The 12867-nt window shown below is 38.3% G+C and carries 12 protein-coding genes; 6 read left to right on the top strand and 6 right to left on the bottom strand.

The features are described 5' to 3' along the window. Positions 1-7: 7 nt before the first annotated feature. The 5 genes from ACYVJ6_RS08340 (at position 8) to ACYVJ6_RS08320 (ending at position 5419) form a co-directional block, all read left to right on the top strand. Complete coding sequence (locus ACYVJ6_RS08340) at positions 8-718, top strand: hypothetical protein (protein WP_460693594.1); 711 nt, start codon at positions 8-10, stop codon at positions 716-718. 110 nt (positions 719-828) lie between these two features. Next, positions 829-2877, top strand: coding sequence for a BatA domain-containing protein (locus ACYVJ6_RS08335; RefSeq protein ID WP_460693593.1), 2049 nt, complete (start codon positions 829-831; stop codon positions 2875-2877). A gap of 26 nt (positions 2878-2903) precedes the next feature. Further along, positions 2904-4151, top strand: a complete 1248-nt coding sequence (locus tag ACYVJ6_RS08330; RefSeq protein WP_460693592.1) for a dihydroorotase — start codon at positions 2904-2906, stop codon at positions 4149-4151. An 11-nt stretch (positions 4152-4162) separates the two neighbouring features. Next, a complete protein-coding gene (locus ACYVJ6_RS08325; RefSeq protein WP_460693591.1) occupies positions 4163-4831 on the top strand; it encodes a hypothetical protein in 669 nt (222 codons plus the stop codon). A 30-nt stretch (positions 4832-4861) separates the two neighbouring features. Beyond that, complete coding sequence (locus ACYVJ6_RS08320) at positions 4862-5419, top strand: DUF4199 domain-containing protein (RefSeq protein WP_460693590.1); 558 nt, start codon at positions 4862-4864, stop codon at positions 5417-5419. A 75-nt stretch (positions 5420-5494) separates the two neighbouring features. On the opposite strand, the gene rseP is transcribed toward ACYVJ6_RS08320, so the two are convergent. From rseP to ACYVJ6_RS08290, 6 genes are all read right to left on the bottom strand, one after another. Beyond that, positions 5495-6826: an RIP metalloprotease RseP gene (rseP, locus tag ACYVJ6_RS08315; RefSeq protein WP_460693589.1), complete on the bottom strand. Its 1332-nt coding sequence runs from the start codon at positions 6824-6826 to the stop codon at positions 5495-5497. Positions 6827-6832: 6 nt separating this feature from the next. Next, on the bottom strand, positions 6833-8011 hold the full coding sequence (locus ACYVJ6_RS08310) for a 1-deoxy-D-xylulose-5-phosphate reductoisomerase (RefSeq protein ID WP_460694621.1): 1179 nt from the start codon (positions 8009-8011) through the stop codon (positions 6833-6835). A 15-nt stretch (positions 8012-8026) separates the two neighbouring features. Further along, complete coding sequence (locus ACYVJ6_RS08305; RefSeq protein WP_460693588.1) at positions 8027-9526, bottom strand: GH3 auxin-responsive promoter family protein; 1500 nt, start codon at positions 9524-9526, stop codon at positions 8027-8029. 7 nt (positions 9527-9533) lie between these two features. Next, a complete protein-coding gene (locus ACYVJ6_RS08300; RefSeq protein WP_460693587.1) occupies positions 9534-10262 on the bottom strand; it encodes a hypothetical protein in 729 nt (242 codons plus the stop codon). A 9-nt stretch (positions 10263-10271) separates the two neighbouring features. After that, a complete protein-coding gene (locus ACYVJ6_RS08295) occupies positions 10272-11240 on the bottom strand; it encodes a glycosyltransferase family 2 protein (RefSeq protein ID WP_460693586.1) in 969 nt (322 codons plus the stop codon). Between the two features lie 112 nt (positions 11241-11352). Beyond that, positions 11353-12306 carry a glycosyltransferase family 2 protein gene (locus ACYVJ6_RS08290; protein WP_460693585.1) on the bottom strand — a complete coding sequence of 318 codons (954 nt, stop codon included), beginning with the start codon at positions 12304-12306 and terminating at the stop codon, positions 11353-11355. Between the two features lie 222 nt (positions 12307-12528). Here ACYVJ6_RS08290 and ACYVJ6_RS08285 point away from each other — a divergent pair, with 222 nt between their 5' ends. Next, on the top strand, positions 12529-12834 hold the full coding sequence (locus tag ACYVJ6_RS08285; RefSeq protein WP_460693584.1) for a hypothetical protein: 306 nt from the start codon (positions 12529-12531) through the stop codon (positions 12832-12834). Positions 12835-12867: the final 33 nt, after the last annotated feature.

Below are 12867 nucleotides of genomic sequence, written 5' to 3'. Positions count from 1 at the left end.
CTAACCAATGCAAATTAAACCTTATTTATTGATGCTGATGGGCGGCATCATAATGGCAGGCTGTAGTGAGGATAAAAAAGCGCCTGTAACACGGCTGGAAAGTACACCTAAAATTATAGAACCTTTCAGGTATCATAAACTGATAGAGGTAGCCCCGGGCGAATACTATGATATATTAAGCTGGGGCAGGGGCGCTACGGATACCGGCTCCTTTGTAATATTACACTCTGATTCAATAAAGCGGGAATATGTCACTACTACAGGTGATCTGGATGGTAAAATAGTTGACGTTTACAATTCGGATATGGATGTGGATGGTAACCCCGAAATACTGATACAAACTCAAGGAAAAGATACTACAAACTATACTAAAATATATGCTTTTGAATATGGTACTGATAATAAAGCCAATAAACGAGATTTTCCAAGACTAACCAGTTCGCAGCGCGACGGCTATAGGGGCGGAGATAATTTCTATATAAGTGAAGGTAAATTTATACGCGAGTTTCCTATTTATGATGGCAATACTGCAGCAGCTAAACTAACAGGGGCAAAGCGCAAACTGGAATATAGCTTGCGGGGTAATGAGTTTACGGTATATCAGCTAAGTAAAGATTCTGTAAAAGTATCTGACACCCCTGTTAAGCAGGAGGTAGTTAAAAAAGAGCATATCCGTAAAAAGGCAGTTACTAAGAAAAAGCGTAGGAGAAGAGGATAACTATTTTGTTTATTGTAATACAATTGAGACACAAACTATTGTATGTCGACACCTGTTTTTTGGATTTAAAAATTACATTTGTGTAGCTGCTAACACTATAACCCTAAAAAATGCATTTCCTATATCCTGCTTTTTTGTTTGCATTGGCATCGCTGGCCATACCTGTACTTATACACTTGTTTAATTTTAGAAGATACCAAAAAGTATACTTCAGTAATGTGCAGTTTTTAAAGGAGATCCGCGAGCAGCAATCATCCCGCAGAAATTTAAAGGAACGTTTAATACTGGCATCGCGCATATTGGCACTATTGTTTTTGGTGCTGGCTTTTGCCCGTCCCTATATTCCGGGACCGCAGGCTGTAAATGCAGGTAAGTTAAAAGTAGCCAGTGTTTTTATTGATAATTCCTACTCTATGCAAACACTTAGCAGGGAGGGTTCATTATTGGACGAAGCGAAAAAGAAAGCTAAGGAAATAGTAACAGCTTATGATATAAATGACCGCTTTCAACTGCTTACACAGGATTTTGAAGGAAAGCACCAGCGCCTGTTAACCCGCGAAGAGTTTAATGATGCAGTAGATGCCGTAAAAATAAGCCCGAGAAGCAGAAATTTACAGCAGATAGTAAACAGACAGCAAAGTTTACTGGAGTCTCAATTAAATGCGACTAAATCTTTATACATCATATCTGATTTTCAAAAAAACATAACCGATACTCAACCGCTTAAAGGTGATGGCGTTACCGTTAACCTGGTACATTTAACCGGGAATACGTTAGCAAATGTGGCAGTTGACTCGGTATGGATGTTAAATGCCATACATCGTCCGGGAGAATCTGAAAAGATGGTTGTTCGATTGCATAATTATTCAGAAGAGAACTCTGCCAAAATACCTTTAAAGGTTTTTATCAATGGTTCGCAAAAAGCATTGGGTGGGTTTACCATAAAAGCACGTTCCATTCAGGATGATACTTTGACCTTTTCGAGCCTGCAGTCCGGATGGCAAAAAGGCGAGATCACCCTGCAAGATAACCCGGTGGTGTATGATAACCAATTTTACTTTTCATTTAATGTAAAGCAACAAATGCCCATTTTATTAATAGATGGTGGTACGCCAAATACTTTCCTGGATGCTGTTTTTAATGCCGATCCATTTTTTAAAGTTACCCGTGTGCCTGATGGCAATGTAGATTATGCGGCGTTAAGCACCTATCCGCTAATTGCTATAAGCGATGTGAAAACAATTTCGCCGGGATTGGCACAACAATTAAAAACTTATGTAAGCAAAGGTGGTATCCTAAGTGTATTCCCGGCTGTTGACGCGGATATAGCCAGTTATAAAAACTTTTTGCAAGCTATGAATGCGGCTTATCCCGAAAGTGAGGTTGAAGAAAAAACAAAAGTAACTGCCCTAAACATGCGTAATCCGGTATTTGCCAGCGTATTTGAGAATTTTCCGCAAAATCCCGATCTGCCAGAAATAAATAAATATTATAGGTTGAGTAATTCTGGTAATCGTAATGAAAACTTAATGCAATTACAGGGTGGCGCTACGTTCTGGGCCAATTATAGCAGCGGTAAAGGAAAGGTATATGTATCTGCGGTGCCGTTAAATGATGAATATAGTAACTTGCCGCGTCATGCGCTTTTTGTGCCGATAATGTTTAGGATAGCTTTGTTAAGCGGTTATGATCAATCACTATTTTACACGCTGGGCCATGAGCAGATGATAGAAATACCATCTGTACAAACGTCCGAGAAACAATTATTAAAGCTGGTAAAGGGCAATCAAAGCATTATACCTGATGTAAGGCAACAGGAAGGAAGTACCATTTTGTATGTTTCTGACCAACTGCAGGAGACTGGTTTGTACAATCTTCAAAAGCAAGATAGTACGCTGGCTATTATGGCATTTAATGATAATAGAAGCGAGTCGGACTTGAGCTATTTTTCGCGAGATGATCTTAAAAAAACATTGCCTGATGGGGGCAATATATTAATGGGAGATAAGGGCTCGTTAAAAGATGCGGTAAGTCAAACAAATTTAGGTATGCAATTATGGAAACTTTGTATAATTTTGGCATTGATATTCCTGGCTGCCGAAATATTGCTTATCCGGTTCTTTAAATTGGATAAACCAGTGGTTGCGCAGCCGGTATAGTCACAAACATACCTAAAGCAGCGCTAATGAATTTGCTTATCAAATCCGCTACCATTGTTGATCCCAACTCACCCTTTGATCAAAAAGTTGCTGATATTTTAATTCAAAACGGAACTATTACTAAAATCGCTTCAAACATTACATCGGATGAAACTGTGTTTGATGCCAAAGGAAAGCACGTATCACCCGGCTTCTTCGACCTGAACTGCAACATAGGCGAATTGGGTTTTGAAACTAAGGAAACTTTAGAAACGGGTACACGTGCCGCGGCAGCGGGAGGTTTTACGGGAGTGGCTTTAATGCCCAATAGCCAACCGCCGGTACATTCAAAAGCCGAGGTAGAATATTTATGTAACCGTGCTAAAAATACGTTGGTTGATGTTTATCCGCTGGGAACCATATCGCACAAACGAGAAGGCAAGGACATGTCTGAAATGTATGATATGTACCTGAGCGGTGCCAAAGCATTTACTGATGGTAACCGCCCAGTGCAGGATGCCGGGTTAATGGAACGTGCGCTGCTATATACCAAAGGTTTTAATGCACTGGTATTCTCTTATCCGGAAGATACAGCAATAGCCGGAAAGGCTAAAGTGAACGAAGGAGAGGTAAGCACCATGCTGGGGATGAAAGGAATTCCATCATTAGCTGAAGAACTAATGATAGCCCGCGATCTATACCTGGCCGAATATACCGACTCAAGAATACATTTTAGTACGATATCTACTTCGCGGTCAGTTGACTTGATACGTGAAGCTAAAGCAAAAGGAGTACAGGTAACCTGTGATGTTGCTGCTCACCATTTAATATTAACTGACGAGGATTTAAAAAGCTTTGACAGCCAGTATAAAGTAAAACCACCCCTGCGTATACAAAAAGATGTAGATGCGCTAATAACGGGTTTAAAGGATGGGACTATTGATGCCATAGTATCGCAGCATACACCTCATGAAATAGAATTTAAAGATGTGGAATTTGAAGTGGCCGAGTTTGGCATTGTGGGTTTACAAACTGCTTTCTCACTGGCTTTAAAGGCCGGGCTTGACATTAAGACGATAGTTAATAAAATTTCTGTTAACCCGCGTAACATTTTGGGTATTGATAAAACTAATATAGCGGAAGGACAAAAAGCCAACCTGGTTGTTTTTGATGCAAGCGAGGAGTGGACCTATACAAAAGAGAACAACCAATCAAAATCTTCAAATTCGCCTTTTATAGGGCAGAACTTAAAGGGCAGGGTATTGTTAACTTATAACAATAACCAACAATTTTAAATTAAGAAATCATGATCGATCCAAAAATAAAAAAATCAATAACAGCGGCTTTAGATGCATTTTCGGCTTACAGTAGTTTTGATGCAACACAGCTGAACAATGAGTTGAATGTTGTTTTTGCTTCAGAAAATGATTTTATGAGCAAAGTTGCTGCGCTTGACAATGTTTTTGATAGTAACCCACAATTGGAAATACTACGAGAAGTATTTTTTGATCTGCTGATGATCAATTTCTTTAGCGCGGATGTTAAAAAGTTAGAAGATGATTACTTAGACACGCCCGAATGGGAAGCTATTGAAGAGAAAACATTAGATAGGGGAACAGAATTATTGAACCTGCTGCTTTACTTAAATGAGTGCGAAGACGAGCGAATTGAACCTGAATTGGACGACTATTTAAAAGAGTTTTTATTGGTAGATGAGGATGAGTTTCAAGATGAGTACCGTATTTATGAACCGGTAATTGCTAATCAAATATTAATGGATAGCCCGGTAGAAGAAATAGCCAAAGTAGCCACAGATATACCTGAAGATTCAGAACTAAAGGAGCTTTTTTATCCTATGATGTGTTTCTTTCAAAATACAGATCCATCTGCAGAAGCAAAAGCTAAAATTGCCGATAATGCCATCAGTAAAGAATTTGATATGGCAGTAATTGGTATATTGCAGGCATTTAATTAATTATAATCCAATAACCTAACCAATCAAATTATGGAACAAACAGTAAAAACCAATGTTACAAAAGTAGCTACCAAATGGGCGCTTATCAGTGCTATTACTGGAATAATTATTACCTATGCTTTTGAGTTTTTAAATGTAGATCAAAATTCAAGTGCAAAATATTTAGCTTATATTCCTTTTATTGCTTTTTTGATTTTGGCTCAAAAGGAATTTAGGGACGAACTAGGCGGATACATCACATTTGGTGAGGCTTATTCTACCGGTTTTAGATATGCCTTATTTACCGGATTAATTACAGCCCTATTTACTTACGTTTACTTAAAATGGTTAAGCCCCGAAATGATGGATAAAGTTGTAGAGGCAGCCAGGACCAGTTTAGAAGAAAAAGATACTCCGAGCGATCAGGCTGAAAAGGCTTTAGAAATGACAAAGCAATGGGGCCCGTTATTTGGTGCGTTTGGCGTAGCAATTGGATATGCCATATTTGGTGCAATAGTTAGTTTAGTAGGTGCTGCAATATTGAAAAAGGTACGGTCACCCTATGATATTGCAAATGAAGCGGTTGATCCAAGTGACCCAACCGTATAAAGATATATTGCTATAACAAAGAGAGGCCGCTTCTAATTAGAAACGGCCTCTTTTGTTATGTTGATAATGTATTTTTTACTTTTTCATTACCTGTTTAACAATATCATTGCCAAATACAAATACCATTAGGGTTATTAATAATACAAAACCAACTATTTGAGCACGCTCTAAAAACTTATCGCTTAGGGGCTTGCCTTTAATCATTTCAATAATCAAAAATACTGCATGTCCACCATCTAAAGCCGGTATAGGTAATAGGTTGGTAAAGGCTAATACCATTGATAAAAAGCCAACCAAACTCCAAAAGTGTACCCAATCTATTGTGCTGCCAAACATATTGGCTATTGCTACAGGGCCCCCAACTGCTTTGCTGAATTTAACATCGCCTTTAAATACTTTACCCAGGCCCTTGGCATTATCGGCAAATGTGTTCCAGGCTTTAGCAGCGCCTACAGGTAAAGATCCAAAGAAACCGTAATCAATGGTCTTTTGTTCGGGCAGGTCAAATTTTTGTAGTACACCTAACTTACCTTCCGCAGTAACGTTAGCCATTAAATGTAGGGTAGAATCGTTTCGCTTAATAGTCAGGTCAATTACCTTGCCTTTATTGTTTTGTAATTGTGATCTAAACTCATCATAAAAAACAACCGGAGTATTGTTAATAGCTAATACATTATCGCCGCTTTTTATGCCGGCCGCTTCTGCCGGGCTTTTGGCTACAACAGAATCGATCATGAAAGTAGTACGCGGCAAGCTGCTTATAAACTCTTCAAGGCCATAATCAGACAAGTCATTAATAATATTAGCAGGTACGGTAATATTAAATGTTTTTCCCGCACGTTCTACCGTTAAAACCGAATGATCCAGTAATACCTTTGAGCTAACCAGTTCGTTAAACTTCTCAACTTTTTTGCCGTTAACCTCGGTGATTTTATCACCCGGCTGCAGGCCCATCTTTTTACCTATTATTCCCGGCACTATACCATGTTTTGCACTTTCAATAGGGATATAGGTTTCGCCCATGCGGATAGTAAGTACCCAAAATATCAGTATACCTAACACCACATTAACTATAATACCTCCAAGCATTACAATTAAGCGCTGCCAAGCCGGTTTTGAACGGAACTCCCACGGTTGCGGCGGACCGGCCATTTGCTCGGTATCCATTGATTCATCTATCATACCGGCAATTTTTACGTAACCGCCTAAGGGCAACCATCCTATGCCGTATTCAACATCTTTGTAAGTAAACTTAAACAGGCTAACACCCCATGCATCAAAAAACAGGTAAAACTTCTCTACTTTAATACCAAAAGCCCTTGCGGCTATAAAGTGGCCCAGTTCATGCAATATCACCAAAATCGAAAGACCCAGTATTAACTGGCCAACCATAATTACTATACTCATTCTTTGTTATATCAAATTGTAAGCCTTTGAAGGCATTTGTTTTATTAAATTTTGCGCAAATATGCGTGTTTCTTTATCAGTATTCAAATAGTCGCTTTGAATAGGGTTGGCCCGGTAACTTATCTTCTGCATACAACTTTCAACTATATCACTCATAGCTAAAAAGCTTATATCATTTGCTAAAAAGCCTGCTACAGCTATTTCATTAGCGGCGTTAATAATACAAGGCATATTACCACCACGGTTTAATGCTTCATAAGCCAAACCTAAGTTACGGAAGGTATTCATATCCGGTTTTTCAAAAGTTAGGTTAGGGTAAGCGGTAAAATCAAATCGTTTAAAATCATTTTTCAAACGGGCAGGGTAGGCCAGCGCGTATTGTATGGGTAGCTTCATGTCCGGCAATCCCATTTGCGCTTTTACGGAGCCATCCTGAAATTGCACCATGGAGTGAATGATAGATTGCGGATGCACTACCACATCAATTTGTGATGCCTCTAAATCGAACAGCCACTTTGCCTCGATAACCTCTAATCCTTTATTCATTAGCGTAGCCGAGTCGATAGTTATTTTGGCACCCATTACCCAGTTAGGGTGTTTTAATGCATGCTCACGTGTTACTCCAGCTAAAAAATCTAAATTTTTACCTCTAAACGGTCCACCGGATGCAGTTAGTATAATTTTCTCAATATTATTGCCTTGTTCGCCCACCAGGCACTGAAAAATAGCGGAGTGCTCTGAGTCAACAGGTAATATTTTAACGTTATGTTGTTTAGCCAGTGTGGTAATTAATTCGCCAGCAACAACCAAAGTTTCTTTATTGGCTAATGCAATGTCTTTACCGGCTTTTATAGCGGCTATTGTAGGCTCTAAACCCGCAAAGCCAACCATCGCGGTTAATACGATATCAATATCCGGATGAGTAACGGTTTCAACTATTGTAGAATGTCCGGCTAATACTTTTGTAGTCGTATTAGCTAAGGCTTGTTTTACTTCATTGTATTTAGCTTCATCGCAGATAATAGCATATTGGGGCTGAAATTTTAAAGCCTGCTGAATTAAAAGGTCAGCATTACTATGCGCCGTCAAAACATAAACCTTGAATAGCGATGGGTTTTCACCAATTACTTCCAATGTTTGGGTGCCGATGCTGCCTGTTGAACCTAAAACAGCTATATTTTTTATGTTACTCAAATTAGTTTATAATATATACGCAGACAATTCATCTGCTATCTTCCTGTCATTAGCCAAACGCGGCACTTTATTTTGTCCGCCTAATTTACCCTGCGAACGCATATAGTTTATAAAGGTATCCTTCTTTAAGCTTTGGATGATCAAAGGTTGCAAAATGTTACCGTCTATAAGGTCAAAATAGTAAATATTTTTTTGTTGAAGCGCTTTATCTACCTTAATACTTAAAGCTTTTAAATCTTTAGGCTCACTACCAAACTCCACAAACCATTCGTGGTAAGGTAACTGCCCCTGTGGTGGATTTACTTGCGGAGCCACAGTAAATTCTACTATATCAATCCCTTCTTCATTAGCTACATTCATTAATGCCTGCTCAACTTCCTCGCCAATTACATGCTCGCCAAAGGCAGATATATAATGTTTAATACGCCCGGTTACTACAATTTTATAAGGATTTTTGGATACAAACTTTACCGTATCGCCAATACTATAACCCCACAAACCTGCATTTGTGTTTAGTATTAGCGCGTAATTTTTATCCAGTTCCACGTCCTCTAAACTTATGCGGGTAGGGTTTTCGTTAAAGTATTCGTCACTTGGTATAAACTCATAAAATATGCCCGAGTTAACCAATAGCAATAAGCCTTTTTCTTTTTGCGAATCCTGGAAAGCGATAAATCCTTCAGAAGCAGGGTAGGTTTCAATAGTGTCAATATTAAAGCCTATACTTTCTTCCATACGGGAGCGGTAGGGCTCGTAATTTACCCCGCCATATACAAATAGTTTAAAATTGGGAAAGATATCTTTAATTTTTTTACCCCCTTTTAATCCAGATAGCCTATCAAAATACATCTGGCACCAGGGTGGTATGCCTGATATCAAGCACATATCTTCGTTTGCAGTTTCCTTTACTATGGCATCCACCTTTTCTTCCCAATCTTCAATGCAGTTTACTTCATAGCTGGGTAAACGGTTTTTTTGCAGGTAGCCTGGTACGTGGTGTGCCACTATGCCTGATAGCCTGCCGGTTTGGATACCCGCCTTGGTAGACAGTACCGGGCTGCCTTGCAGAAATATCATTTTACCATCCACAAAATCGGCATTACCAGTTTCATGAATATAGCTTAGTAAAGCATTACGCGCAGCGTTAATGTGCTCGGGCATACTTTCTTTAGAGATAGGAATATATTTTACGCCTGATGTTGTACCCGATGTTTTGGTGAGATAGGTTGGCTTACCCGGCCACATGACGTTTTCTTCGCCCGCGGTTACCCGTTCGATATAAGGGCGAAGTTCTTCATAATCACGTATGGGGACGTGTTTTTTAAAGTCCTCGTACGTTTTGACCTGATCAAAATGATGGTCTTTACCAAATTGGGTGTTTTTGGCTTGAGTAATTAAGCTATCAAATGTTTTTTGCTGTAATTGTACACCATTACGGCGTATGTGGTTCAAATCCCTGTTTACCCACGCCGCGAACACCTTACTTAACAGGACCTTTAAACCCATGATCTTTTTAATTGGTTTCGGCAATATCGTCATCTACATCCTGATGACTATAGATTAATTTACGATAGGTTACTGCCAGTATAATATTAACAAAAGGATAGGTAAATATTATGGTTATTGATACAAACGGATAATATTGCGCGACAATTGCGGGTAATGCAATAAATAGTAAAATAATGCACAACATAGTCAATACCTTTAAAAAATATCCCCTGGTTAGTTCAAAACTTTGCTTTAAAGATTCAAAAGCACCTGATTGATCATCCACTATAAAATTGTTGAAAAACATTATTCTCAACGCTAAAAAAAGCCCTATAAAAGTAGCTAGTATTTCAACCGCAGTTTGGATATTAGGATATTTGTCAAGCAATGCTATTAAAAAGTGAAAATTGGTTATTAAAAAGGCTAATAAGAAAACCACTATTAAATAGCTTACAATCATTTTAAAGGCGGGTAATACCTGCGATATTTCAAACTCATAGTATTCACTATCAATTAGTGTAAATATCAATTTATATAGCCCTAATGTGGTATAAGCCTGCATAAATATTAATATAAATGATACCGCCATTTTACCTGCAAACGCCTCTGGAGTTACCAAAAATTGGGTAATTACTGCTAAAACAGACAATAGCAAAAATGATATAGTAGAATAAACTATAATAGTTACAAAGTTATTTTTGAAAATATTCCATGCAGTTTTGGTGGTCTCTGCAACAGAAAAAGGGTGGTACATATATATAGTTTATGATCTGTTTAATATTAAACGCTTCCAAAAATCCTGCATAAAACCCAGGCCATATGCGGTTAATTGAATAAAGGAGGCGATTACACTCAAAAATGCGATTTTTAATGATTTGTTTTTCCACCAGGCATGAAAAAATATCAACAAAACAATAATACCTAATATAATATTACAAAACACAGCCAATTGCCAGTTTAATAAGTTGCTGATAATAGTAAATAATAAACCCAGTGTAAAAGTTGCCGGGAAAAAATGTACCACTTTTAAGCCTTTTGGGAAGAATTTGTAAATATTAATACGTGCTCGCCCAAAAAAGTGTATTTGTTTATAAAACTGGTAAAAGTTAGCGCGCCTTTTATGGTATACCTTAGCATCGGGTATTAAACCAATTTTAAAACCCATAGAGTGTATACGAATACTATACTCAATATCCTCGCCCAATCGGGTAATAATAAAGCCGCCTGCCTTTTCCCACACCTGGCGGGATATACCCATATTAAAACTACGTGGGTGAAACTGGCCAATGCCTTTTTTATTGCCTCGTATACCGCCCGTTGTAAAAGGGGAGGTCATGGAATAACTGATGGCTTTTTGTGTGGGTGTAAATGATGGGTGTGCCGCATCGGGGCCACCGTATGCATCCAGCCAGTTTTTATTTAACGAGTCGTTTACTATCTGCAGGTAATTTTCGGGTATCAGGCAGTCTGAGTCGAAAATGATAAAATAATTGCCCTGTGCGCGCTCAAATGCATAATTACGGGCAAATCCCTGCCCCTCATTAGGCTTTACAAAATACTTTACATTTAATTTATCAGCAAAGCTATTTACTATAGCTGCTGCATCCCTAACAGAACCATCCTCGATCACCAAAACCTCAAACTGTGTGTAGGTTTGCAGTACCAATGTTTCCAGCAGTTCTTTAATTTCCTGCGGACGATTGTATAAGGGAACGATTATAGAAAAAAACATGGGTTAGTGAGTGGTTGATTGGGTTGATTGAGTTAAGTGGTTTTTAATTTTCATCGGCTTAATGGATAGGTAACTTAATTAACCTAATCTAACTTAATAAACTAATCAACTTTTAAATAACATCTTCCACCTGGTATTTATTGCGCTCGGGGGCGCTGCGCGAAACCATTTCGGCAATAAAACCCGTTAAAAACAATTGTGTGCCTACTACAATAGCAGTTAGCGCTATGTAGAAAAGAGGTTTATCAACTACATCCCTGTTGTATGTATGATGATTAGCAATAGCATACAGCTTTTCTGCAATTAGCCATATAGCACAAATACTACCTGCCAAAAAGCTCAACACACCCAACGAACCAAACAGGTGCATAGGCCGCTTACCAAATTTTGAAACAAACATAATAGATAACAGATCCAACGGGCCACGGATGAACCGTTGTAAGCCGCCAAATTTAGTTACCCCAAATTTACGTGCCTGGTGCTGCACCACTTTTTCGCCTATGCGATTAAAGCCTGCCCATTTGGCAATAACGGGTATATAACGGTGCATTTCGCCATATACCTCAATGTTTTTAACCACTTCGTTACGGTAGGCTTTTAAACCGCAATTCATATCATGCAGTTTAATGCCCGACAAACTGCCGGTAACACCATTATATAGTTTTGTAGGGATGGTTTTGCTTATGGGGTCATGACGCTCTTTCTTCCAACCACTTACCAGGTCATAATGTCCTCCTTTTATCATACGGTATAGTTCGGGTATTTCATCAGGGCTATCCTGTAGGTCCGCATCCATAGTAATAACAACCTCGCCCTGGGCAATTTCAAAACCTTTATTTAATGCGGCTGATTTACCGTAGTTGCGCCTGAATTTAATGCCCTTTATAAATGGGTTGCTTTGACGCAATTGTACTATCAGATCCCATGATCCATCCTTACTGCCATCATCAATCAGGATGATCTCATACAAAAAATCATTTTCGCCCATTACACGGCTTATCCACGAGGTTAGCTCGGGCAATGATTCAACCTCATCATAAACAGGTACTACTACTGATATATTCATTTTTTGGTTAAGATAGGATAGGGTGTAAGTAAACCGTTTTCTCCATCCACCACAAAAATATAAAAAATGAGTTATCCTTTACTAAAACTTAAACGTGTATAAAAAAATAGTAACATTTTAGATAATTGCTATGCACGCATAAACATTTTTATATGTTTGTCGTTAAATCGACATCATATAAAATCTAATTTTATAGGCAATTTATTTATGAAAATACGATTAATGTCATATCTGGCTGTATTCATTATCCTTTTTGGGATATTTGAAACCGGTATCCGTTTGGTTGTATCATCAATTGCCTCGCAACATAAAATTGAACTTGCTTTAGTCACTGATCAGGAAGATGACGATGCGACGAAAGAACGTGAGCGCATAAATGAAAGAGTTGCTAAAGAATATATTGTGGAATATGCTAAGCATTTATTTTTGTTACCTGAATGTAATTTAAAAATAACTTTGGCTAAATACGTAGGCAATTTCTCCTATCAATTCTATTCAGAGGTACTTACTCCACCTCCTAACTGTTAATAATATACGCTATCTACCTATTACCGATGTTTA

Source organism: Mucilaginibacter puniceus, assembly GCF_054783175.1.
This window is presented reverse-complemented; position numbering and strand designations above follow the sequence as displayed.